Origin of the sequence: Streptomyces sp. NBC_00490, assembly GCF_036013645.1 — a bacterium.
GTDB classification, from domain to species: Bacteria; Actinomycetota; Actinomycetes; order Streptomycetales; family Streptomycetaceae; genus Streptomyces; species Streptomyces canus_F.
The window spans coordinates 7,818,380-7,842,023 of the sequence record NZ_CP107869.1; the positions used below are offsets into that span (position 1 = coordinate 7,818,380).

Annotated in this window: 22 protein-coding genes; 10 read left to right on the top strand and 12 right to left on the bottom strand. The window is 70.6% G+C overall.

What is annotated here, in order from left to right; all coding sequences use genetic code 11:
- Positions 1-6: 6 nt before the first annotated feature.
- The 3 genes from rox to OG381_RS35685 all read right to left on the bottom strand — a co-directional run bounded on the left by rox (position 7) and on the right by OG381_RS35685 (position 4,790).
- On the bottom strand, positions 7-1,437 hold the full coding sequence (rox, locus tag OG381_RS35675; RefSeq protein WP_327720111.1) for a rifampin monooxygenase: 1,431 nt from the start codon (positions 1,435-1,437) through the stop codon (positions 7-9).
- 175 nt (positions 1,438-1,612) lie between these two features.
- The gene (mmuM, locus tag OG381_RS35680) at positions 1,613-2,533 is read right to left on the bottom strand and encodes a homocysteine S-methyltransferase (protein ID WP_327720112.1); all 921 of its coding nucleotides are present in this window, start codon (positions 2,531-2,533) and stop codon (positions 1,613-1,615) included.
- Between the two features lie 163 nt (positions 2,534-2,696).
- Positions 2,697-4,790 (bottom strand): autotransporter, encoded by a 2,094-nt coding sequence (locus tag OG381_RS35685; RefSeq protein ID WP_327720113.1) that lies wholly within the window; start codon positions 4,788-4,790, stop codon positions 2,697-2,699.
- A gap of 205 nt (positions 4,791-4,995) precedes the next feature.
- On the opposite strand from OG381_RS35685, the gene OG381_RS35690 reads away from it, so the two are divergent.
- Both OG381_RS35690 and OG381_RS35695 read left to right on the top strand, forming a co-directional pair.
- Positions 4,996-6,075 (top strand): glycoside hydrolase family 43 protein, encoded by a 1,080-nt coding sequence (locus tag OG381_RS35690; protein WP_327720114.1) that lies wholly within the window; start codon positions 4,996-4,998, stop codon positions 6,073-6,075.
- Position 6,076: 1 nt separating this feature from the next.
- Complete coding sequence (locus OG381_RS35695; RefSeq protein WP_327720116.1) at positions 6,077-7,486, top strand: RICIN domain-containing protein; 1,410 nt, start codon at positions 6,077-6,079, stop codon at positions 7,484-7,486.
- Between the two features lie 2 nt (positions 7,487-7,488).
- Here OG381_RS35695 and OG381_RS35700 read toward each other — a convergent pair whose 3' ends face one another.
- A complete protein-coding gene (locus tag OG381_RS35700) occupies positions 7,489-9,171 on the bottom strand; it encodes a rhamnogalacturonan lyase B N-terminal domain-containing protein (protein WP_327720117.1) in 1,683 nt (560 codons plus the stop codon).
- Between the two features lie 195 nt (positions 9,172-9,366).
- On the opposite strand from OG381_RS35700, the gene OG381_RS35705 reads away from it, so the two are divergent.
- The 3 genes from OG381_RS35705 (at position 9,367) to OG381_RS35715 (ending at position 14,285) form a co-directional block, all read left to right on the top strand.
- The gene (locus tag OG381_RS35705) at positions 9,367-10,413 is read left to right on the top strand and encodes a rhamnogalacturonan acetylesterase (protein WP_327720118.1); all 1,047 of its coding nucleotides are present in this window, start codon (positions 9,367-9,369) and stop codon (positions 10,411-10,413) included.
- 164 nt (positions 10,414-10,577) lie between these two features.
- On the top strand, positions 10,578-12,269 hold the full coding sequence (locus OG381_RS35710) for a DUF2264 domain-containing protein (RefSeq protein WP_327720119.1): 1,692 nt from the start codon (positions 10,578-10,580) through the stop codon (positions 12,267-12,269).
- A gap of 24 nt (positions 12,270-12,293) precedes the next feature.
- Entirely contained in the window at positions 12,294-14,285 is a 1,992-nt protein-coding gene (locus OG381_RS35715) for a PE-PGRS family protein (protein WP_327720120.1), read from the top strand.
- Here the strand turns inward: OG381_RS35715 and OG381_RS35720 are convergent.
- Together OG381_RS35720 and OG381_RS35725 are read right to left on the bottom strand one after the other, a co-directional pair.
- Positions 14,263-14,667 carry a hypothetical protein gene (locus OG381_RS35720; RefSeq protein WP_327720121.1) on the bottom strand — a complete coding sequence of 135 codons (405 nt, stop codon included), beginning with the start codon at positions 14,665-14,667 and terminating at the stop codon, positions 14,263-14,265. The two genes, OG381_RS35715 and OG381_RS35720, sit on opposite strands and share 23 nt — an antisense overlap.
- 71 nt (positions 14,668-14,738) lie before the next feature.
- A complete protein-coding gene (locus tag OG381_RS35725) occupies positions 14,739-16,121 on the bottom strand; it encodes a hypothetical protein (RefSeq protein WP_327720122.1) in 1,383 nt (460 codons plus the stop codon).
- Positions 16,122-16,221: 100 nt separating this feature from the next.
- Between OG381_RS35725 and OG381_RS35730 the strand changes: the two genes are divergently transcribed.
- Positions 16,222-16,590, top strand: a complete 369-nt coding sequence (locus OG381_RS35730; protein WP_327720123.1) for a VOC family protein — start codon at positions 16,222-16,224, stop codon at positions 16,588-16,590.
- A gap of 58 nt (positions 16,591-16,648) precedes the next feature.
- Positions 16,649-17,107 carry a hypothetical protein gene (locus tag OG381_RS35735; RefSeq protein ID WP_327720124.1) on the top strand — a complete coding sequence of 153 codons (459 nt, stop codon included), beginning with the start codon at positions 16,649-16,651 and terminating at the stop codon, positions 17,105-17,107.
- On the opposite strand, the gene OG381_RS35740 is transcribed toward OG381_RS35735, so the two are convergent.
- The gene (locus tag OG381_RS35740) at positions 17,077-17,904 is read right to left on the bottom strand and encodes an alpha/beta fold hydrolase (RefSeq protein ID WP_327720125.1); all 828 of its coding nucleotides are present in this window, start codon (positions 17,902-17,904) and stop codon (positions 17,077-17,079) included. The two genes, OG381_RS35735 and OG381_RS35740, sit on opposite strands and share 31 nt — an antisense overlap.
- A complete protein-coding gene (locus OG381_RS35745) occupies positions 17,901-18,485 on the bottom strand; it encodes a TetR-like C-terminal domain-containing protein (protein WP_327720126.1) in 585 nt (194 codons plus the stop codon). Before OG381_RS35745 ends, OG381_RS35740 begins: the two co-directional genes overlap by 4 nt.
- 195 nt (positions 18,486-18,680) lie before the next feature.
- On the opposite strand from OG381_RS35745, the gene OG381_RS35750 reads away from it, so the two are divergent.
- The 3 genes from OG381_RS35750 to OG381_RS35760 all read left to right on the top strand — a co-directional run bounded on the left by OG381_RS35750 (position 18,681) and on the right by OG381_RS35760 (position 20,354).
- A complete protein-coding gene (locus tag OG381_RS35750) occupies positions 18,681-19,403 on the top strand; it encodes a VOC family protein (protein ID WP_327720127.1) in 723 nt (240 codons plus the stop codon).
- Between the two features lie 40 nt (positions 19,404-19,443).
- Positions 19,444-19,914: a hypothetical protein gene (locus tag OG381_RS35755; protein ID WP_327720128.1), complete on the top strand. Its 471-nt coding sequence runs from the start codon at positions 19,444-19,446 to the stop codon at positions 19,912-19,914.
- 137 nt (positions 19,915-20,051) lie between these two features.
- Positions 20,052-20,354: a hypothetical protein gene (locus OG381_RS35760; RefSeq protein WP_327720129.1), complete on the top strand. Its 303-nt coding sequence runs from the start codon at positions 20,052-20,054 to the stop codon at positions 20,352-20,354.
- Between the two features lie 31 nt (positions 20,355-20,385).
- On the opposite strand, the gene OG381_RS35765 is transcribed toward OG381_RS35760, so the two are convergent.
- From OG381_RS35765 to OG381_RS35780, 4 genes are read right to left on the bottom strand one after another with little or no spacing between them, the layout of a single operon-like run.
- Positions 20,386-20,955 (bottom strand): hypothetical protein, encoded by a 570-nt coding sequence (locus OG381_RS35765; protein ID WP_327720130.1) that lies wholly within the window; start codon positions 20,953-20,955, stop codon positions 20,386-20,388.
- Between the two features lie 46 nt (positions 20,956-21,001).
- Entirely contained in the window at positions 21,002-21,808 is an 807-nt protein-coding gene (locus OG381_RS35770) for an ABC transporter permease (protein WP_327720131.1), read from the bottom strand.
- The gene (locus tag OG381_RS35775) at positions 21,808-22,611 is read right to left on the bottom strand and encodes an ABC-2 family transporter protein (protein ID WP_327720132.1); all 804 of its coding nucleotides are present in this window, start codon (positions 22,609-22,611) and stop codon (positions 21,808-21,810) included. Before OG381_RS35775 ends, OG381_RS35770 begins: the two co-directional genes overlap by 1 nt.
- Position 22,612: 1 nt before the next feature.
- Complete coding sequence (locus OG381_RS35780; RefSeq protein WP_327720133.1) at positions 22,613-23,608, bottom strand: ABC transporter ATP-binding protein; 996 nt, start codon at positions 23,606-23,608, stop codon at positions 22,613-22,615.
- Positions 23,609-23,644 lie beyond the last annotated feature (36 nt).

A 23,644-nucleotide genomic window follows, 5' to 3' on the forward strand; every position in this document is an offset into this window, starting at 1 on the left:
GTGCGCTCAGCCGGTGGCGGCGCCGAACCAGCGGGGCAGCCGGTCGAGCAGCTCCTCCTGGTCCTCACCGACCCACGCCACATGGCCGTCCGGCCGCAACAGCACGGCGGGCACGTCCAGTTCCTCGCTGCTGTCGACGACGTGGTCGACCCGGTCCGCCCAGCCCGCGAGCGAGAGCCGGCCGCCGGTCTGGTCGAGCAGCAGCCCGCGGCCGCTGTGCATCAGCTCGTACAGACGCCCCTGCTTCAGCTTCACGTCGCGCAGCCGCCGGCCGAGCAGCTCGTGGCCCTCGCCGACGTCGTAGCGGATGTCGAGCGCGGTGACCTTCTCGATCAGGTGCCGGGTGACGCCCTCGAAGTCCATCAGCTCCGCCATCAGCCGCCGCACCGCCTGGGCGGTCGGGTCGGTGGAGATCAGCAGGCTCTGCACGCGGGTGTTGTCCAGCACGGCGGCGGCCACCGGGCGCCGTTCGCTCTCGTAACTGTCCAGCAGTCCCTCGGGAGCCCGCCCTGTGACCTCGGCGGCCAGCTTCCAGCCGAGGTTGAACGCGTCCTGGATACCGAGGTTGAGCCCCTGTCCGCCCAGCGGCGGGTGGACGTGCGCCGCGTCGCCGGCCAGCAGCACCCGGCCGACCCGGTAGTGCTCGGCCAGCCGGGTGGCGTCACCGAACCGGGAGAGCCAACGCGGCGAGTGCACCCCGAAGTCGGTGCCCGAATAGGCCCGCAACTGCCGCTTGAACTCCTCCAGGGTCGGCGGGACCGAACGGTCCTCGGTCACCCCTTCGGCGGGCACGACGACGCGGTAGCGCCCCTCACCGACGGGTCCGAGGCCGAACCGCTTCTCGGTCTGCCGGATCTCCGTCACGACGGCGGTGATCGTCTCCTGGGTCTCCGTCACCTCCATCTCGCCCAACAGCGTCTCGGTCTGGGCGGGTTGACCGGGGAAGCCGATCCCGAGCAGTTTGCGTACCGTGCTGCGCCCGCCGTCGCAGCCGACGAGATAGCGCGAGCGCAGCCGTGTGCCGTCGGCGAGTTCGACGCTCACCCCGTCCTCGTCCTGGCTCACCCCCACCACCTCGCACCCGCGCCGGATCTCGGCGCCGAGCTCGGTGGCGTGCTCGGCGAGCAGACGATCCGTGACGGGCTGCGGGATGCCGAGGATGTAGCCGTGGGCGGTGTCCAGCTCGGGCACCGGCTTGTCGATGGCGGCGAAGTAGCCACCGCTGACGGGGTATTGCCGGCCGTGGGCGAGGAACGTCTCCAGCAGACCGCGCTGGTCCATCACCTCGATGCTGCGTACGTGGAGGCCGAGCGAGCGGACGTACGCGGCGGGCTCGGCGTCCTTCTCCAGCACGAGCACCCGCACGCCGTGCAGCCGCAGCTCCCCGGCGAGCATCGCGCCGGTCGGTCCGCCACCGGCGATGATCACGTCGATCATGAGACTCCCATAAGCGCATGTAGTGCGCGAATCGCAGATTTCAGCCGCTTCTGGCTTCGACCGGAGATTCTGCGGTACGAGGGGGGTCTTGCCGCAAGGCCCCCAGTGCGCTATAGGTTGATAGTGGCAAGGAGAAGCTGACTCCTTGCCTTTCCTTTTGTCGCCCGTCGTCGCGCTACGCCTGTGCCAGCGTCCCCGCGATCGACGTGATCGCCCGCGGCCCCACCCGGCAGCACCCGCCGATCAGCCGGGCCCCGGACTCCCGCCAGGCGCGCACCTGGCCGGGGGCGAAGGAGGAGCGGCCGGTCCAGGCGCGGGCCTCGGCGTCCCAGGCCTCGCCGCTGTTGGGATAGACGACGACCGGCTTGCCGGTGACCCGCGCGGCGATCTCGACGGCGGCGTCCACGTCCTCGGGCGCGCAGCAGTTCACGCCGACCGCGATCACCTCGTCCGCGTCGGCGGCCAGGGCGAAGGCCTCCTCCAGCGGCTGGCTGGCGCGGGTGTGCCGACCGTCGATCGAATACGAAAGCCAGGCGGGTGTACGCAGTCCACGGACCGCCCGCACCAGCGCCTCCGCCTCGTCCGCGTCCGGCACCGTCTCCAGAGCCAGTACGTCGGGTCCGGCGGCGGCGAGCACCTCCAGCCGGGGCCGGTGGAAACGTTCGAGCTCGTCGACGCTCAGGCCGTACCGCCCGCGGTACTCGGAGCCGTCCGCCAGCATCGCCCCGTACGGGCCGACCGACGCCGCCACCCACAGCGGCCGTGTGACGCCCTTCGCCTGGGCCTGTGAGGCCGCCTCGCGGGCCAGCTCGACGCTCGTCGTGAGCAGTTCGGCCGCCCGCTCGTGGGAGATGCCGCGCTTGGCGAAGCCCTCGAAGGTGGCCTGGTAGCTGGAGGTGATCGCCACGTCCGCGCCCGCCTCGAAGTAGGCGAGGTGCGCCTCGGTGATCGCCTCGGGCCGCTCGGCGAGCAGCCGCGCCGACCACAGCTCGTCGCTGAGGTCGTGCCCGGCGGACTCGAGCTGGTTGGACATGCCGCCGTCGAGCACGACGGTTCCGGCGGCGAGGGCCTCGGCGAGGGAGGAGTTGCTGGTCATGCCGTCGACGGTACTCCGGGGACCGGCCTCGGGCCGTGCTTGTCCACCCCGCGAACAGGCCCGGAAAGGCGGGACGTGATCGTGTCGCCCCCGCTCGGCCCAGCGTCGGGGGAGGGCAGGCGCCGGGCGGGCGCCGAGGGTCGCTCCGGGGGTGCGAGCGGTCTCAGCCGTTCGCCGCGTGCCGTCCGCCCCCTCGGCGGTTCCCGCGCCGCAGTCTGGTCGCCGGGACCGCGAGTCCGCCCAGCAGACCGAGCCCCAGCGCGTACGGCCACCAGCCGAGGCGGTCGTCCTCCGCGGCGCCCACGGTGCGGGTCGCCACCGCGGCCGAGGGCGAAGTCGCGGACGGGGAAGGGGACTTGCTCGCGGCGGTGGCGGTGAGCACGACGTCGTTCCCGTCACCGCCCCGGTAGCTGATCCGATAGGTGGTGTCGGCGAGCTTGACCTTCGTGCCCTCCTTCAGCCCGGTGAACGTCCCACCGGTCTTCGAACCGCCCGTGTGGTTCAGCACGGTGATGTCGCGCGCGGGCTCGGTCCCGGCGGCCGCGAGGTCCAGGGTCCCGGCCAGGCGCACCGCACCGGTCACCTTCAACGGCTTGTCGCGCAGGACGAGTTCGCCCTTCGCGCTCTGCGTGTAGTTCCCGGAGACCGTGAGCCCGCCGGCGACGACACCGTCGTTGGTCACCGAGCCCTTCACCGTGCCCTTGCCGCTGAGCGTGGTCGCCACCCGCAGCCCCGTCGGGCCCGCGTCCAGCCGGGAGCCCGCGGAGGTCAGCCGGATCGCCTTGCTGCGCCGCAGTGTGGCCCCCTGCCGCAGCGCCAGCGTGCCCTTCTTCACCGTGGTCGTCCCCGTGTACGCCACCCCGCTCCCCGTCAGGGTCGTCGTCGCGGCGCCCGACTGGGTGACCGACCCGCTGCCGGTGATCCGGGACAGGGCCAGGGCCCTGCCGGCGTTGTTCAGCACGAGCGAGCCGTTGTTGCCGACCTTGTACAGACTGCCTGCGGTATACAGTCCACCGTCGCCGCCCGACCGGCCGTTGCCCAGCCGCAGCACCGCACCCTTCTCGACGGTCGTGGAGCCGTCGTAGTACTGCACGGCCGCGAAGGTGACGTCGTTCCCGCGCGTTCCGGCGATGACGATGTCCCCGGCGCCGGGTGCGGACAGGGTGTCGTGGAACGTGCCGCCGCCGATGGGGGCGCCCAGCGTCACCGGCCCGTTGTAGTCGAAGGTGAGCAGCGAGCGGGAGCGTGCCGCCAGCAGGTTGATGTAGACCGTCTCGGCCGTCCCCGGCATGAAGATCCTGTGCGTCGTGCCGTCGCCCCACCGGACGTTCGCGCCCTTGATGTTGGTGCCGCGCTTGTTGACGTTCTTGCGTGCGGGCGACCAGTTGAGGGACGGGTCGCTGAGCGAGGGGTCGGTGTCGCCGCCCTGGTCCGACCAGCTGTACTGGCCGGTGAGGACGACTTTGCCGCCCGGCCGGGACTGGACGTTGATGTCGCTGCCGTACTCGCGCTGGTAGAAGTCCATGCCCTCGGTGACGGTCTGCCCCAGCGGGGTGTCCACGGTCCAGGTGCCCTGGTTGAGGACCTTGCGGACGTTGGGCAGCGCGGTCGCGAACTCCGGTCGCCCGGCGTTTACCTGCGTGCCGTTGTCGATCACCCCGGAGAAGGGGTGGGTGCCCGACAGGTCCCATGTGCCCCAGAGGAAGCGCGGCTGGGTGATCAGCCCGGAGCCGCTGATGGTGCCCAGGTTGTAGGCGGATTTCAGGGACAGCCGTAGCGTGCCGTCGACCCGGATGTTGTCCTGGTTGAGCGCGAACTGCGGGGTGCCGTAAGGGAAGTGGCCGATCAGACCGGTCGAGCCGCCGTTGCCGTACTGAAGTGTCGCGCCGCGTGCGACCGTGATCGCCGGCGGGTCAGGGGTGGTTGTGGTGACGTAGGGATGGTTGCCGCCCTGGACCGACACCTTCTGCCGCTGCCGGGCCTTCGGCAGCGTGAAGTCGCTGTTCCTGGTCAGGATCAGTGTTCCGGTGCCGCGCACGGTGAGCGTGCCCTCGCCGCGCAGGACTCCGTCGTACGTCGTCGTGCCGGAGGGGACGGTGACGACCGTGTCGCCGGCGAGCGTCACGTTCCGGCCCGCGAGCACGTCGGCGGTGATGTCGCGGGTGCCGGCTGCCCGCGCCGGGGGAGCGGCGATCAGGAAGGCGACGGTCGCGAGGGCGCCGGCTGCGGCTGCTGTCTTGTGGGTATGGCTGCGCACGGTTACGGAGACGGGCCGGACCGGCCGTCGATAACAGAAATGTTCCTGCGAAGAGCCCGCCCGGTAGAAAGCGCCTTCTTTAGTCGCGTCCGACCCGTTGACCTCCTCGTTCCCCAGCCTTACCTTTCGGCTGTTCGCAATAACAACAGATGTTCTCAATATCGAACATCACTCTCAGGACACCCCCATCCGAGAGGCAGTCCGTATGAGCCGCACCCCCGAGGTCCCCGACAGGCGACTGCTGCTGAAAGGCGCCCTGGCCGCGGGCGCCCTCGCCGTGACCCCCACCGTCGCCGCAGCCGCTCCGAGCCCGAAGAAGACACCCCCGTTCGTGAACCCGCTCGTCCGCAACCGCGCCGATCCCCACATCCACCGGCACTCCGACGGCCACTACTACTTCACCGCCACCGCCCCCGAGTACGACCGGATCATCCTGCGCCGCTCCCGCACCCTGAACGGGCTGGCGACCGCACCCGAGTCGGTCATCTGGACCAAGCACGCGACCGGCCCCATGGGCGCCCACATCTGGGCGCCGGAGATCCACCGCATCGGCGGCAAGTGGTACATCTACTTCGCCTCCGCACCCGCCGAGAGCATCTGGGACATCCGTATCTGGGTCCTGGAGAACGCCAGTCCCAACCCGTTCAAGGGGACGTGGGTCGAACGCGGCCAGCTGAAGACGGCCTGGGAGACCTTCTCCCTCGACGCCACCACCTTCACCCACCGCGGCAGCCGCTACCTCGCCTGGGCCCAGCACGAGCCCGGCATGGGCAACAACACCGCGCTGTGGCTGTCGAGGATGGCGAACCCGTGGACCCTGACGGGCCCTCAAGTGCGGCTGTCCACACCCGAGTACGACTGGGAGTGCATCGGCTACAAGGTCAACGAGGGCCCCTCGGTCATCGCCCGCAACGGCCGTCTGTTCATGTCGTACTCGGCCAGCGCCACCGACTTCAACTACTGCATGGGCCTGCTGACCGCCGACGCGGACGCCGACCTCATGGACCCCGCCACCTGGTCCAAGTCGCCCACCCCGGTCTTCACCAGCAACGACACCACGAAGCAGTACGGCCCCGGCCACAACAGCTTCACCGTCGCCGAGGACGGCCGCAGCGACGTCCTCGTCTACCACGCCCGGCAGTACAAGGAGATCGTCGGCGACCCGCTGAACGACCCCAACCGGCACACCCGGGTCCAGAAGCTGGGCTGGAACGCGGACGGCACCCCGGACTTCGGCATACCGGTGGCGGACACCGCCATCGACTCGGTGAAGGAGAGTGCGTGAGATGAGACGTGCGTACGCGGTACTGCTCGCCCTCTGTCTGGCCCTGGCAGGCGCCCTGGTCACCGCGGGACCGGCCCAGGCCGCCGCCCTGACGATCCCCAACGGCGTCCAGTTCACGGACAGTTCGGGAGGCGCCCTGCACGCCCACGGCGGCGGGGTCATCAAGGTCGGGTCGTACTACTACTGGTTCGGAGAGAACCGCAACTCCGACAACACCTTCCGGTACGTGTCCGCCTACCGCTCCACCGACCTGAAGAACTGGGAGTTCAGGAACAACGTCCTGACCCAGTCCTCCGCCGCCGAGCTGGGCACCGCCTACATCGAGCGGCCCAAGGTCATGTACAACGCGTCCACCGGCAAGTTCGTGATGTGGATGCACAAGGAGAACGGCACCGACTACAGCGAGGCCCGCGCTGCCGTCGCCGTCTCCGACACCGTCGACGGGAACTACACCTACCAGGGCAGCTTCCGTCCGCTGGGCACCCACATGTCCCGTGACATCACGACGTTCGTCGACACCGACGGCACCGGCTACATGGTGTCCGCCGCCAACGAGAACTACGACCTGCACATCTACAAGCTCAACTCCGCCTACACCGCCATCGACAGCCTGGTCGCCAACCCCTGGGCGGGCGGCCACCGCGAGGCCCCGGCCCTCTTCAAGCGGGGCGGCGTCTACTTCATGCTGACGTCGGGCGCGACCGGCTGGAGCGCCAACCAGCAGCAGTACGCCACCGCGACCTCGCTCGCCGGACCGTGGACGTCGATGGCCAACGTCGGCGACTCCACGACGTACAACTCGCAGACCGCGTACGTCCTTCCCGTGCAGGGCACTTCGGGCACCTCGTACCTCTACATGGGCGACCGCTGGGGCAACTCCTTCGGCGGGACCGTCAACGACTCCCGTTATGTGTGGCTGCCGTTGACCTTCCCGAGCTCCACCACGATGTCGATGTCCTGGTACCCCGAGGTCACCGTCGACGCGGCCGCCGGGACGATCTCCGGGCGGAGCGCCACGTACAACACCCTGATCGCCCGCAACAGTTCCAAGTGCGTCGACGTACCGAACCAGTCCCTGTGGCAGGGCATCGCCCTCGCCCAGTACACCTGCAACAGCGGCAACAACCAGAAGTTCTGGTTCAAGGACCTCGGCACCGGCTACTACCAGCTCGTCGGCCGCGGCAGCTCCCTGTGCCTCCAGGAGAACGCGTCCACTGTCACCCAGGAGAACTGCGGCAGCGGGACCACCCAGCAGTGGTCGGTGGTCACTTCGGGCTCGTACGTCAACATCAAGGCCCGCGCCTCCGGCGAGTGCCTGGACGTGAACGGCGCGTCCACCGCCAACTCCGCCGCGATCATCACGTACACGTGCAACGGAGCGACCAACCAGCAGTGGACGCGCGGGACCTGACGTCAGGCCAGCAGATCGATCGCGTCGATCGACGTACCGGCACTGAGGAAGGACGTCGACCCCGAACCGCTCGCCACGTAGATCTTCAGCGTGTTGTAGGCGCTGGTGTCCGTCAGCCAGGCGGACGCCGGCACGCTGTAGGTGAACGTGTTGTTGTTGCCCCGGTAGGAGCCCACGGTCAGCGACCGGGTGCTCGGCTGGGTGGGCGGCGAGGGGACGGCGGACGTCCAGGTGTCGTTGACGACGACCTGCGGGCGGCCGTTGGCGTACGCCGTCGTCACACCGATGCGCAGGGTGTGCGCGGCGGCGGCCTGGGCGGCCGTCAGCTTGAAGTAGACGATGATCCCGCTGTTGACGTCCTTCCACAGATAGCAGGGGAACGCCGAGGTCTCGGTGCCGCTGCCGATGACGACGTTCCCGGTCCAGGAGGCGGCGCGGACGTCGGACGGATGGGCGTACGTCATCAGGTCGGCGTTCTTGAAGCCGCTCGGCGTGCCGTTCCAGTCGTTGATGCGCCAGATCGTGCCCGCGTTGCTCGGGTCGTTCGAGGACGGGATCGCGATCGAGTTGAGGGTGGTCGTGCCGCCCGCGCTGACGGACACCGAGGTGGTGTGGACGGCGAGTTCACCCTTGAAGACGGTCAGCGTGTACGTCCCCGGAAGGACACCCGCGATGGAGAAGTAGCCGTCCGACGCCCGTGCCGAACCCCAGTACTGGGCGGCGGAGTTGGCGAGCCCGACCGTGTAGGCGTACGCGGTGTTCCGGCCGGTGATGCCGACTCCCGCGACCTTGCCCCGGCCGCTCGCGGGGACGTAGCCGGAGATGCCGAGCGAGTCCGCCCACGAGGTGGTGAGGGTTCCCGGGTACAGCGCCGAGGAGGGGGCGCCGCCGTCCGTGAAGGCGATGACGTAGGGGCCCTGGAGGCCGAAGCGCTGGGCCTCCGTCTGGTTCTCGCCGTAGTACAGGATCTCGTACAGGCCGCCGCCGTCCGCGCTCTGGTGGCGCAGGAGGGAGCGGTAGAACGGGCCGCCGGAGGCCTTCTCGTGGTTGGAGCGCACGATGTAGAGGCCGACGCTGCCGGTGGTCCAGCCGACGTAGTTGTAGTCGATGACCCGGGACTTCGTGTAGTGCTTCGAGCGGGTCTGGCCGTCGGACTTCGCGAAGACGTCCTGGGCCTCGATGGTGGTGGGCGCGTAGGTGTAGGAGTCGGACTCGTCGTTGAGGAACTTGCCCGCGTTGACGCGCAGGATGTAGCGGGTCGCCGAGACCGAGTCGTCGGCCTTGTTGGTCCACAGGTAGACGTTGTTCTCGCCGCTGCGGGCCGCGTAGTAGTGCTTCAGCGTTCCGTACGCGACCGAGATCAGGATCGTCGTGCCGGACTGCTTGATGCTCACGGTGGAGGTGCCGAGGCCGGACTCGATGTGCGAGTTCTTGCCGCCGTAGCCCTGGTACTGGGTGCCCTTGTAGACCAGCGAGGTCAGGTCGCCGTTGGTCTTGCTGACCTTGAAGACCAGGTTCGCGCCGGTGTCGACGACGTAGTTGGAGCCGTCGTCGCTCCAGCCGAAGGTCGCGGCGGAGGCGGTCTGGGCGAGTGGGCCGGCCAGGGCGGCCGTGCCGGCGGTGGCAGCGGTGCCGAGGACGAAGGTGCGGCGGCGGACCGGTCTGTTCGCAGCGGATCCGGACATGGGGGGAGCCTCCTCCGAGGACATGTGGGGGTGGTGCGGGTGAGAGCGAGGGTGACAGTTGAATCGATTTCGCGAAAGGGCTTTCGCTTGCTGGAGGTTGGCAATCTTGTGAAATCGCCCCGAGGTCTAGAAAGCGCTTGCCGATGGGGGTACGGTCCAGCCGCCAGGCCTTGTCGTGTGTCGTAGGAGCCTCGAATGAGACGTTTCAACCTCGCCCTGCTGGCGACGGTCGCACTGAGCACCGCACTGACCGCCGCCCCGGCCCATGCCGCCGCCGAGGGGCGCCATGCCCTCGGCATCGAGAACTGCACCGCCACCGCATGTCACTTCGACGTCCCCGCGGGCACGTACGACGTGAAGGTCCTCCTCGGCGGCGACGCCGGATCGAGCACGAGCGTCAGCGGTGAGACCCGGCGTTCCCTGCTCCCCGAGACCGCCGTCGCGGCCGGCGAGCGGACCGCCCGCAGCTTCACCGTGAACGTCCGCACCCCCGAGGGTGAACCCACCGGCGCCGAGGGCACCCCCGGCCTGGACCTCGTGCTCGGCGGCTCGGCCCCCGCGCTCGCCGACATCAAGGTCACCCCAGCCCGCCACGCCCGCCAGATCTTCCTCGTCGGCGACTCCACGGTCTGCGACCAGCCCGGCGACCCGTACTCCGGCTGGGGCCAGCAGTTGCCCCAGTACCTCCGCAAGGGCGTCTCCGTCGCCAACTACGCGGACTCCGGCGAGAGCACGGTGACCTACCTGTCCAATCCTCAACTGTTCGCCACCGTCCAGCCGTTGATCCGTCGCGGCGACCTCGTCCTGGTCCAGCTCGCGCACAACGACAAGACCACCGACGAGGTGACCTACCGGACGAACCTGGAGACACTGGTCGCCGGTATCCGGGAAAAGGGCGGGGAGCCTGTCCTCGTGACGCCTATCGTGCGACGCTGGTTCAACTCCGACGGCACCCTGAACAACAACACCGCACTCCTGGTCAACGGACTCGGCGTCGACCACCCCGCAGTCACCCGCTCGGTCGCCGCCGCGCAGGACGTCCCGCTGATCGACTTGACGGCGAAGACGAAGTCGCTCGTGGAATCCTTGGGAGTCGAGGGTTCCAAGGCGATTTACCTCTACAACGAGAAGCGGGACAACACGCACACCTCCGTGCACGGGGCCACGGTGTACGCCGGCCTCGTCCGCGATGAACTCCTCGCCCAGCACCTGGTGCCGAAAGGCCTGGTGCGGGCGGGATGAGCCCCTGGGGCGCCCCGACCGGAACCGGGGCGCCCCAGGCCTGTTCGCCGCGCTTGCTGAGCCGTGAGACGCCGCGGGCCGGTGGGGGCTGGTCGCGCAGTTCCCCGCGCCCCTTGAGGGGCGCGGTGCGCACCGGACGTTTCCAAAGAACCGAAAGAGAGACCATGCATCTCCCTCCCGACGACCGCATCCGTAGCCCGTACACCGGATACACCCGTGCCCACTGGGAGGCCGTGGCCGACGGCCTGCTCGCCGCTACGGAGCCGTACGCCGCCGAGGGCGGTGCCCTCTACTACTTCCCCGGCGACCGCACCAGCTGGTCGGGGCGGCTCTCCGACGGCCTGGAGGGGTACGCCCGTACGATCCTGCTGGCCGCCTTCCGTCAGGACGAGACCGCCCTCCAGCGCTACGCCGAGGGCCTCGCGGCCGGTGTGTCCGGCGTCTGGCCGCGCATCGAGGACCGCAGCCAGTCGCTGGTGGAGGCGGCGTCCATCGCGGTGGCGCTGCGGCTGACGCGCCCGCTGCTGTGGGACCGGCTGGACGAGGGGGTGCGCCAACGGGCCGCCGCCTGGCTCGGCGACGCGCTGACCGCCGAGGCCTGGCCCTGCAACTGGGAGTTGTTCCCGGTCACCGTCGGCGGTTTCCTCCAGGAGATCGGCCACGAGCCCGAGGCCTCGCGCAAGGCGATCGACCGCGGTCTTGAGCGCATCGAGGAGTGGTACGTCGGCGGCGGCTGGTACACCGACGGGGAGGGGCGCAAGTTCGACTATTACAACGGCTGGGCGATGCACCTGTATCCGGTGTTGCATGCCTGGTTCGCCGACGACAGTCGGCTGTCGACTGCATACGGTGAGCGGCTGGAGGCCCACCTCGCCGACTACGCCCGCCTGTTCGGCGGTGACGGCGCCCCCATGCATCAGGGCCGCTCGCTGACTTATCGTTTCGCCACGACGGCCCCCCTGTGGCTGGGCGCCCTGACCGGCCGTACCCCGCTCACGCCGGGGCAGACGCGGCGGCTGGCGTCCGGGGCGCTGAAGTACTTCCTCGACCGGGGCGCGGTGAACTCCGACGGTCTGCTGACCCTCGGCTGGCACGGCCCCGACACCGCCGTCCTCCAGGGCTATTCGGGCCCCGCGTCCCCGTACTGGGCGAGCAAGGCCTTCGTCGGCCTGCTCCTTCCGCCGGACCACGAGGTGTGGACGGCGGAGGAGGAGCCGTCCCCGGTCGAGAACGCGGACGAGGTCCGACCGGTCGCCGCCCCGAACTGGCTGATCCAGTCGACCAGTTCGGACGGTCTGGTCCGTCTCCACAACCACGGCAGCGAGGACGTGCGCTACGACCCGTTCTACACGCGCCTCGCGTACTCCACGGTGACGGCGCCCTCACCGTCGTACGACAACAGCGTGATCGTCGGCGACGATCCGAGCCGTACCGACATCGAGCCGCTCGGGCTGGGGGACGGATGGGTGGCCTCGCGGCACGCGGCCGGCGGGGGAGCGCGGGTGACCAGTGTGGTGCTGGCGCGTGGGGCCGTGGAGGTGCGGGCCCATCTGGTGTCCGGAGCCGAGCCCGGGACGCCGGTGAGGGTCACCGGGTGGGCGGCCGGGGACGGTGTGCTGGCGCAGGCGTTGCCCGCGGTCGGTCTCGACGCGGCGCTGACCGGGGTCACCGGCGAGGGCGGGACGCTCTTCGCCGCGCTCGTCCGGCTCACCGGCGAGCCGGATCCCGTGCCGCTGGACGAGGCCGTGACCGTACGGGCCGACGGCGCGGGCGAGTTGACGGTCCACTGGCGTGCGGGAGACGAGGTGCGGGTCCGGCTCGACGACTCCGGGGTGTCGGTCGGGGTCGAGGGCTGAGCCGTCTCGGGCAGTATGGGGATCATGGGTGGGACGGATGAACTCGTAGAACTGCTGGGGCGGGCCGGGCTGGAGGTCGTGGGGGAGCGGCGGGTCGAGCAGGTGCTGCCGACCCCGTTCGCGTGGTGCCATGTCGCCGAGCGGGAGGCGGAGCCGGCCGTGGCGGTGGGCTCCGATCGGGCCGACGCGGTCGCCGAGATCAACGCTCAGTGGTTCCGGCTGGCGTCCGAGACGGGGATCCTCGGCGAGGACAGGGTGTTCCTCGTCCATGCCGGGTGCGCGTCCCGGCGGTGGACACGGGTCCGGCTCGCCGCCGACTGGGATCTCGCCGGGGTGCTCGGGGAGCGGCCCGGGCAGCCGGAGTTCCTCACCATGTCGCCGGACGGGGACACCCTGCTGGGCGTCACGACCGAGGAGCGCGCCGTCCGGCTGGTCGCCGTCGACCGGATCAGGGAGCGGCAGGAGGAGGCCGCGCGGCTTGCGGGCCGGGAGACGGCGCAGGACCGGGCGGCCGCCTGGGAGTCGCTGTTCCAGGGTCCGAGGCCCTCGGAGGAGGTGATCGACGCCTGGGCGAGCGGGCTCTCGCTCAACGGGGCCACCCCGAAGGAGCTGCGGTCCCAGCTGGTCGACAGGTCTTCGTATGCGATGTACAGCGCATTGTCGACAGAAGCCCTGGACGCGGCCTTGACCCATCCGGACTCGGATCGGCGGATGCGGGCGGCCGAGCACCAGAACATCACTCCCGAGCAGTGGGACCGGCTGATCCTCGCCGAGCAGGACGAGCGCCAACGCTGGTTGCTCACCTTGATCGCCGCCGAGCGCTGGGCCGAACTCGACGAAGGCACCTGCCGCAGACTCGCCACCGACCCGTCCCCGCGCGTCCGCTCCGAGACGGCCCGCCTCAAGACCTTGCCGCCCGACGTGTCGGTCGCGCTGGCCGCCGATCCCGACGGCGGCGTGCGGGCCGTGGCCTGTCTGACGGCCTGGCCCCATCTCGACGCCGCCGCACAGGAAGCGCTCCTGGCCGATCCGCACGGCACCGTGCGCGTCCGCGCCCGGCTGCTGCACCACCGGCAACACCCCATGCCCCGTGCCGTGTTCGAGATCCAGGAGATCCAGGAGGTCCAGGACATCCGCCGCCAGGCACTGGAGACGTGCCGCCTGGAGCGGAGCCTGGCCGAACACCTGGCACGGCACGGCACACCGGACGAACGCCGCTCGCTGGCACGCAACCCGCGCCTGGACCCGGACCTCGTCGCCCTCCTCGCCGAGGACCCCGATGCCGACGTGCGCTACGTCGTGGCGCAGCGGGCCGACCTCACCGAGGAGCAACGCGCGCGCATCGACTTCGAGTTCGACCTGAGCCAGCACTCCTGGGCCCTCGACTGGGTCGTCGCCCTCCACGAGGACGAGGACGCCATGCGCCGCCTGGCCGCCTCCTGCCACCCGCTCATCCGCAGAAGCGTCGCCCGCGCCCGCCGTCTGCCGCCGGACGTCGTCGCACGCCTGGCCCGGGACGAGGACCGCGTCGTCCAGCTCTTCCTGGCCGAGTCCTGCGACGACGCGCCCGCCGACATGCTCCTGAGGGTGTGGCAGTGGTGGACCGGCAGCCTCAGCTCCCCCGACCGGCCGCGCGCCCACCCCAACTTCCCCCGCCACGGCCTCCTGCGGTACGCCGACGACCCCAGCCCCCGCATGCGCCAACTGGCTCTGGACGACCCGCGGTCCACGCCCGAGCTGGTGGAACGGCTCAGCAGGGACCCCGACGAGGAGGTTCGCTACCGCGCCGCCACCGACCCCCGGCTCTCGGCGGCGGGCGCCGCGCGGCTGCTGGAGGATCCCCACGAGCACATCCGGCATGCCGCCGCGCTCCACCCCCGGTTGCCGGTCCGGCTCCTGGTCATGCTGCTGCGGACGGGCACCGGCAACGCGGAGACGGCGGCCCGGAATCCGGCGCTGCCCGCCGACGTCGTACGCCGGATGGTCGGCATACTCACCGCCGGGGCAGCCGACTGACCGCGACGAAAGTCGCCATGGCCACCAGCGTCCACAGGGCGTCGATGCCGTACTCGCCCCACAGCGAGCCGGAGGAAGGCACCGAGGCGTGGGCGAGCTCGCTCACGCCCACGCCGGACGCCAGGGCGGCCACGAAGGCGGGCCGGCCGTGGCGTACCCCCTCGGACACGTCGTCCAGCAGGCTCAGCAGCGCCACCGTCATCATCACGAAGGGGGCCTCCTCCTCCCAGCCGAGAGCCGCACACAGCGCCCCGAGCGCCAGGCAGAACAGCCAGACCCGCACGGTGGGCCACACCGGGGCGGGAGGATGCGGCTCATCCGGCGGAAGCCTGAGGAAACGCTGTACAACCCGCTTGAACCGCTTGAACCGTTCGCCGGACATCGCACCGACCTCCCCCGTCCGCGTGCATCGCACCTAGGAGACACGCCGGACGGGGAGGTGGTTGTACGCGTTCAGGGAGCCAGGCGGCTGATCTTCAGCGTCTTGGTCGTCGGGGACGCCCCGGTGAGGGCGGTCGCGTACGACGGGGTGACGGGCACGGACGCCCAGGTCAGCGCGCCGTCCTTCTGGACCGCGATGTCACCGGTGATCCGGGTGTTCACGATCTTGTCCGCGCCCTGGAACTTGCCGTTCCAGTCGATGAGCCGCAGATGAGTGCCCGCGAAGGTGCCGGTGCAGGTGCCGGCCGTGCACCGGGCGTTCTTGACGGACTCCCAGGAGAGCAGGAGCCGGTCCTTGCCGTACGGGGCGAGGCGGACGTTGACGTGATCCGTGCCCTTGGTGGTGGAGAGGTAGACCGCCTTGCCGGGACCGGAGTCGCGGTTCTTCATGAACGCGACGGCGACCTGGTGGGTGCCGGTCTTCGGCGTGACGCTCCAGCCGCGCCCGCTGGAGTCGTCGGGGTTCTTCTTGGCCGACGCGGCACCGCGGGAGGCGAAGGCGGTGGCGTAGCGGCCGGTGGCGGACTTCACCAGGTCGCCCGTACGGCCCGCGAACGTACCGCCGCAGTAGCCCGCCCAGCACTGCTCGCGCTGCACGACCGGCGCGACGTCGGGGGCGCCGATACCGGTGGACACGAACAGGCCCGAGCGCCAGTCGTCGAAGCACAGGGAGGTGAAGGCGCCGGACGTCTCGGGGTGCAGGGCGATGCCCTCGTTGTGGCTGCAGCCCCAACTCCAGCCGCCGCTCAGCTTCTTGCCCGTGCCGCTGAGGTACGACAGTTTGTCGCCGAAGTGCCCGTCGGCGAAGCCGCCCGCGCCGTGGACCACGAAGTAGGCGCCGTACTTGGTGCCGTTCCAGGTGAGTTGTCCGTCCAGGGTGGGGGACGTGTCGTGGGTGGCGGTGCCGGTGAGCTTGGTCTGGAAGGTCTTCGTGCCGTTCGTGTAGCGGACGATCGCGGCCGCCGTCTCCTTCCACTTGTTGGTGTCGGCGACCCGGGTGAGCAGCGCGAACCCGTTGTTGTGCGCGACCAGCCCGCCGACCTCCTTGGCGCCCTCGACGATCGTGTCCGCGCCCGAACGCTTGCCGGCCGCCGTCAGCGGTGTGACGTGGATGCCGTCGGAGGCGGGCCAGGCCACCCGCAGGGTGCCGTTCGGGGCGGCCGCCGTCGCCGTGCGCGTCCACTCCCGGCTGTTGTTGTAACCCGCCGACAGATAGGGGAACTTGGCGGACAGGGACACCGTGGTCGTGGACACGGTGAGCCCGGTGGCCGTGCTCGCCCCGGCGGTCGCGTACCAGGCGCCGACGAGCGCGGCCGTGGCGGCGAGCCCCGCGATCAGCGGCTTGCGGGCGCCCCGGACACGGCGGTGGCGCGTGGTGCGTGGTGCTGAAGTCATGCCCTGATGTGGCCACGGCCGGAGGAATGGTTGCCGCGCGCGTCGATCTCTTCGAAAAGCGCATTGATCTCCGCGAAGGCGCTGCACGAGAATCCGCCGTATGACTTCCGCCATCCGTCATACGACGATCGACTGCGCCGACGCCTACGCCCTCGCCGGTTTCTGGTCCGAGGTCCTCGGTCTGCCGCTGCACGAGGACGACCATCCCGGTGACGAGGAGGCGCTGATCGAGGCCGCGGGTCTGCTCTTCGTCACCGTTCCGGAGCCCAAGACGGCCAAGAACCGGCTCCACTTCGACATCCAGCCGCAGGACCGCACCCGTGACGAGGAGGTCGAGCGGCTGCTCGGGCTGGGCGCCAAGCTCTTCGACGACCGGCGCAAGCCGGACGGTACGGGATGGGCGGTGCTGGCCGATCCGGAGGGCAACGAGTTCTGTGTGGAGCGCAGTGCGGCGGAGCGCGGAGCGTAGCGGGCCCCTCGGGGACACTTCGGCGAGCGCCGAACCGACACCCTTCTAGCGTGCCGGTATGACCGAGAACCCGCAGGAAACCCCCGCCCTGGCCGTCACCGGGATGGTCGACCACGTGCTCGCCCTGGCCGCGACCTGGACCGCCTGGGACGGCAGGATGTACGAGACCGACGGCCGTGTCTACACCCCGCACAAGGCGATCCGCCGGGTCGCCGACCACCTCGTCGACCATCTCGCGGAGATGGAGGCCCGGCTGGCGGGTGTGGACCCCCGGCCGGACCACTGGCACGCCTCGGCGATCACGACCGGGGCGGACCTGGCGCCCTTCACCCAGGAGGACCTGGACGAGGCCCGCAGCCGTCTGGACCGGCTGGCCCGGATCTGGGCCGCCCGCCTGAACGCGCTCACCGAGCGCGAACTCGACGACTCTCCCGGCGAGGGCTGGAGCTTCCGTGAACTCGCCCTCCACCTCCGGGAATCGACGTACTACGCGGACGCGGTGGGCGACCTGTCGTGACCGCGCTCGCCGAACCCCACCACGCCGACGAGATGTTCGGCGAAGGCGTCGGGATGCTGGGCGACGCCGAGGTGTCCGCCGGGGAACTCGGCGAAGGCGGTCCCGGTCCGCCGGGCAGTGAACTCCGCAGTGCGGTAGAGGAGTTGGCCGCGCGAGTCGCTGCCGGCCGCGAGGGTGAGAGCGGCGGAGGCGAGGGCGGTGAGATCGAGGTCGTAGGAGGTGAAGGGGACCAGGACGTGCGCGAGGGTGAGCGCCAAGGGATTGCCCAACTCCTCTTGCCGGGTGAGGGGTTGACCCACCAGGGGCGCCTCCGCGGCCGGGGCGGGCTGGTCGGTGAGCCCGGCGGTCATCCGCGCGGCGGCGGCTCGCAGCCCAGCCCTGCGGTAGGTGTCGACCACCTCCCGGAACATGGCCCGGTGCCGGTGCCCGTCCGGGAGTACGCCCACACAGGGCGGCTCGTGCGCGACGACGTGCCGCAACCGCTCCGGGTGCCGGGCGAGCAGGTCGAGGGCGACGACGGCGCCGGCGCTGGTGCCGAGGACGTACGCGGTGTCGTCGTCGGCGAGGACGCTGTCGAGCACCCGTCGGGCGCTGTCGCTCCAGTCCTCGACGCGCTGGTCGTCGACGGGTGAGCCGAGCCGGCCGTGGGCCAGGCCGAGCGGGTCATGGACGACGACGGTGAACCGGTCGGCGAGTGCCTCGGTCAGCGGACCGAGCCCCATGGGGTGGCCCGCCCCGCCGGGGATGATCAGCAGCACGGGACCGCTGCCGTGGACGTCGTAGTAGAGGTCGGTCACTCTTCCTCGCTCTCCTCGCGGGGCCAGTTCTGCAGCAGGACGTGCAGGGCGTCGATGGCGCGTTTCCAGGACTTCTGTACATCACGGGGGGCGCCGAAGCCGCCGCTCGCCTCCAGTGCGCAGTAGCCGTGGAAGGTGCTGCGCAGCAGGCGTACGGCGTCGGTGAGGTCGGGTTCCTCGAGGCCGTAGGCGCGGAGCATGCCGTAGGTGATCTCGGTGGTGCGGCGCAGGCCGGGGGAGTCGGCGACGAGGGCCTGGTCGATACGGATCTGGGTGGCCGCGTACCGCCCCGGGCGCTCCAGCGCGTACTCCCGGTAGGCCCCGGCGAACGCGGCCAGCGCGTCCTTCCCGGCCCGCCCCGCCACGGCGACGGCGATCCGGTCGATCATCTCGCCCCCGGCGAGCAGCGCGACCCGGGTCCGCAGGTCCTGAAGGTTCCTGACGTGCGAGTACAGGCTCGCGTCCTTCACCCCGAAGTGCCGCGCCAGCGCGGAGAGGGTGACGTTCTCGAACCCGACCTCGTCGGCGAGGTCGGCGGCGGCCGCGGTGAGGCGGTCGGGGGTGATTCCTGCGCGGGCCATGGGGCTCCGGGGTGCCGAAGGGAAACCTGGACTGTTCAGAAACCTAGGGTCTCTAGGTCGCATGCTAGTACACGAAGGTCACGTCGAATATTGGGCTGCGCGCGATGCCGGCTCGCCCCTAGGCTTCCGCCCCGGGGAGCCGGCGAGGCGTCCTGTCGGCAGTGGCCGGGCAGCGGATCGGGAATGCGCGGGGCTATGACTTGTCAACTGTTCGCGATGTGTTTCGGTGCGAGTGAGCCACGGAGTCTCGCGGGATTCTGGTCCGGGGTCCTGGGGCGGGAGCTGATCGACGACCCGCACGACGGAATCGCGCTGCTGCCCGCCGAGGAGCACGGGTTCCGGCTCCGCTTCCTTCCGACGCAGGAGAAGAAGGTCGGCCAGAACCAGATGCACTTCGACCTGACGAGCGCGTATCCGGAGCAGCAGCAGGAGACGGTGGACCGGGCGTTGCGACTCGGCGCGCGGCACATCGATGTCGGCCAACTCCCGGAGGAGGGGCACGTGGTGCTCGCCGACCCCGAGGGCAACGAGTTCTGTGTGATCCCGGCGGGCAACAACTTCCTCGCCGACACCGCGTTCATCGGAGCGCTGGCCGGCGACGGTTCGCAGGCGGTGGGGTACTTCTGGAGCGAGGCGCTGGGCTGGCCGCTGGTCTGGGACCAGGACGAGGAGACCGCGATCCAGTCGCCGCACGGCGGGACGAAGATCACCTGGGGCGGCCCGCCGGTCGCGCCGAAGACGGGCCGGAACCGACTGCACTTCGACCTCGCGCCACCCGTCGGCGGTGACCAGCGGACCGAGGTCGAGCGTCTCCTCGCCCTCGGCGCCGAGCTCGCCGACACCGACCCGGGCGAGACCGGCAGGGTCGAGATGCTCGACCCCGACGGCAACGAGTTCTGTGTACTGACGCCCCGGTAGCGCGGGCCGCGGCTCAGGCCGACCACTTGGGGCGGACCGGATGGCGTACGACCTGAAAGCAGTGATCGCCGAAGAGGAGTCGCTGCGCCGCGCGGCGCGGGACCTGCCCGCCGCCCGGACGGCGTCGCTCGGACAGGGCCTGGCCCTGATGCCGATGACGCACACCCTGTTCGAGTCCGTCGCGCTCGGCGGGGGCGGGGGCGCGCTGGGGTTCTCCCGGTTGCCGGAGCCGTTCGCGAAGACCGTCGCGGCCTGGTCGGCCGGCGGCCCGGTGGCCTATGTGGAAGCCGAGTACTTCGGCGGCGTGGGCGAGCAGCGGGCCGTGGTCCGGGACGGCGGCACCGTCGTGCTGGGACCGCTGGGGGTGGAGGAGGGGGAGCCCTTTCCCCCTGACGGCGGCCCGGTCTCCCGAGCGCTGCGGCGGCTGGGGGCCGTGGCGGGGCCCGCCGAGGACGAGTTCTCCGCCGTAGGACTGGAGCGGCATCGGCACGGCGGGGCGTGGATCGTCTGATACGCCTGATACGTCGGCCCGCCGTCGCGAGTCCCGGATGCCGCTGGCGGTGAACACGCCCGTCAGCGAAGCCTGTTGACCCGGTCGCCGCGGATCCCGGAGACCGGGCGAACCCTGCGGAACCGCCGGGTTCAGCTGTGGGCGGCGCCCACTTCCTGGTGGGCCTCGGGGTGATGTGGTTCGACGTCAACCTCAACTCCCGCCAGACCGCGGTGACTCCGGACGCCCTGCGCAGCCGCGTGACCGGCGCGTTCGGCACCGTCAACTACGGCGTACGCCCCCTCGGCGCACTCACCGGAGGGGCGCTCGTCCCGGTCGCCGTCGGCGGAGTGCTGTCGGTGCTGTGGCTGCTGCCGTCGCCGATACCGCGGATCCGCTCCCTGGCGGACCTCCCGGCCGACCAGTCGTTGCAGAGCGCCGGGTTGAGCCCGTGCGGGTAGTCAACCCGCTCGGGCACACCACAGGAAACGGCTACTCCTGGGGGCCGCGGTCACCTTCCGTCGACGCCCCCACCCGGCAGGGTGCCGTCAACGCGTCCAGCGCGCGCCACACGGCACCCTCCTTCTCGTGGTCGAACTCCAGGAGCGTGCCGTCGGGCGCGGACACGGTGTACGACACCGGCTGCGACGACAGGGCGCCCCACGACTCGTACCGATGCACCAGGGCGAGGATGCGGCCGCAGCCCTCGCACCGCATCCACGGCACCAGCGCCATGCCGTCCCTGTCGACCGGCTCCAATCCCTCGAGAACCCGCAACCGCCCCTGAGAACCGGGCAGGTCGACGATGTCCGTGGCGAGCTGGTCCCACACCCCCCACTGCGAGGCCATCGCCGCGAGTTCGGCCCGTGCCGGGTCGTCCACGGACAGCTCCAGCTCGAACAACCGGTCCACCAGCTGGAAGAGGCCGCCCTCCTGCTCGCCGATGTCCCAGCACGCCTGGATCAGCTCCACGTCCTCGGGGCCCGGCAGCAGCCCGGCGAGCCGGGACCAGACGACCCCCTCGGCGGCGTACGCCCGCACCCGTTCCTCTCGCTCGTCCATCGCGCCCGAGCCTAGCTCCCGGCCAGGACCACCCGTGCGGTCCCTTTCATCCGTTGACCCCGGTGTAGTGCTTGAGGCTGAACTGCCACAGCCGGCGCGAGCCGAGGTACGCCAGCGCCCCCAGCAGTGGCGAGGCCGCGGCCAGCCAGTACGGGACGCCGGTGTCGTGGCCGTGGCCGGTGAGCACGGCGGCCGGGAAGTAGGCGACGAACGCGAGCGGGAGGCCGTACGTCAGGAGGCCGCCCACCGCCCTCGGCAGCACGTTGAGCGGGTAGCTGCCGAAGGTGCCGAGGAGCTCCTCCAGCCAGCGCCCCCAGTAGTCGGCGGCCGGGAAACGCAGCGACGCGCAGGCGACCGCCGTGAACAGGGCCGCCTCCAGGAGCAGACCGCCGAGCACGGCCACGACCAGGTACGAGATCCGGCCCGCCGTCCAGTCGAGGTCGCTGCGGCTGAGGGCGCCCGCCATCAGACCCACGGCCACCGTCAGGTCGCCGATCGCGTTGGTCGGGAAGTAGGACAGCTGGAGCTGGCGGTGGACCGGCATCGGACGGACCAGATAGGTGTCGATGACCCCCTCCTGGATGCGCCGGCCAAGCCCGTGCACCCGGCCGAGGAACAGCACGAACAGGCCGTGCGCCAGCATCCGGGTCGCCGGGATCAGCAGCACGTCCGAGCTGTCCCAGCCGCCCATCCCGGTGAACCGGGTCAGCAGCACCGTCGCGAACACGATCACCGACACCTGCCAGATCGCACCGATCGCGATCATCATCAGGAACTCGGAGCGGTACTCCAGCTGGGCACGGAAGTTGAGACGCGTGATGCGCCACGCGATCCGGACGGCGTTCACAGGCATCAGCCTCCCTGGGAGACGACACGGCGGGCGGCCCGCCGCCACAGCAGACGGGTGAACAGGGCCAGCGCGAGGACCCAGGCGGCCTGGATCGCCAACTGGACGGCGGCGTCGGAGAGTTCGATGCGGCCGATGTAGATCGACAGGGGCACGCTCAGCGTCGCCTGGAACGGCAGGAACGTGCTCAACGTGATGAACCAGTCGGGGAAGAACCACAGCGGCGCGTACACACCCGCCAGGAGGTTCTGCGCGAAGATCAGGATGAGCATCGCGGCGCCGTTGCGCAGCGTCCAGAAGCACAGCTGGTCGATGACGAGCATGACGTAGTACAGGACCCACTGGCCCAGCAGCAGACTGAGCGCGAACACCCCGGCCACGGCTGCCGACTTCGGGGGTTCCACGACACCGGACGCCAGACAGACCGCGTATCCGCCCAGTGCCCAGACCAGGCCGTACAACTGCTCGCCGAAGGCGCGCAGGGCGTAGTACCGCTGGGGCTTCAGCGGGCGCAGGTACCAGTAGATGATCGTGCCGAAGTGCATGTGCTGCAGGACCGTGTCGCGGCCCGCGTACTGGTCCAGCTCCCGCAGCCGGGAGGCCAGTACGGCGAGGACCGCGTAGGTCACCGCCTGATCGCGGTCGAGTCCGGCCGTGGTGCCGGTGTTCTGGTACAGGCCGTGCCACAGGGACGCCACCAGCACGATCTGCACGGTCAGGCGGAGCAGCGCGGCCGTCATACGGGGCGGGGTGTGCAGTTCGCCGAGGGGCGTGACGCGGGCGGCGCGCCAGGCGTGGATCGCCGCCATGTCAGACCCCTTCCGCATGGACGTAGGCGGCCCGCATCACGTCCTCGAGGTCGGCCTCGTCGAGCGCGATGTCCGTCACCTCGTACCGCTCGATGACGGCCTTCAGCGCCTGGTGCACGGTCGGCGCGTCGACGCCGTCCGGGCCGAACACCAGGCGTGGGCCCGTCTGCTGGAGCAGGGTGATGCCCGGCAGCGGGACGATCTCGGCGTGCGGGTCGGCGAGGGTGGCCCGCACCTGCCAGGTCGAGCCGAACTTGCGGCGGATCTCGTCGAGGGAGCCGTCGAGGACCAGCCGGCCGTGGTTGACGAGGACGACCCGCTCGGCGAGCCGCTCGACCTCCGTCATGTCGTGGGTGGTGAGCAGGACCGTGCGGCCCCGCTCCTCGACCTGGTGCCTGAGGAACTCCCGGACCTGCTCCTTGACGACCACGTCCATGCCGATGGTGGGCTCGTCGAGGAAGACGACCGGCGGATCGTGCAGCAGGGCGGCGGCGAGGTCGCTGCGGACGCGCTGGCCGAGCGAGAGGTGGCGCACCCGGGTGTCCCAGAACGACGACAGGTCCAGGAGGTCGTCGAACTCCTGTAGACGGGCGGCGTGTTCGGCGTTCGGCACCTCGTAGATGTCCCGCAGGATCGCGAACGACTCCCGCACGGGGAGGTCCCACCACAGCTGGGTGCGCTGCCCGAACACCGCGCCGATGTTGCGGGCGTTGCGCTCGCGTTCCTCGTAGGGCACCACGCCCGCGACCCGGGCGTGGCCGGCGGTGGGGGTGAGGATGCCGGTGAGCATCTTGATGGTGGTGGACTTGCCCGCACCGTTCGGGCCCAGCAGGGCGAGGAGTTCGCCCGGGGACACGTCGAAGGTGATGTCGGTGACGGCGTGCTTGGCGACCCGCTCCGGGTTGACCAGGGAACGGACCGCGCCGGTGAAGCCCGGCCGGCGGACGGTGGTGTGGAAGGTGCGGGACAGTCCGCGGACCTCGATGCTGCCGACCAAGTGGCATCAACTCCTCTGTGCGCAAACACAAGTGCG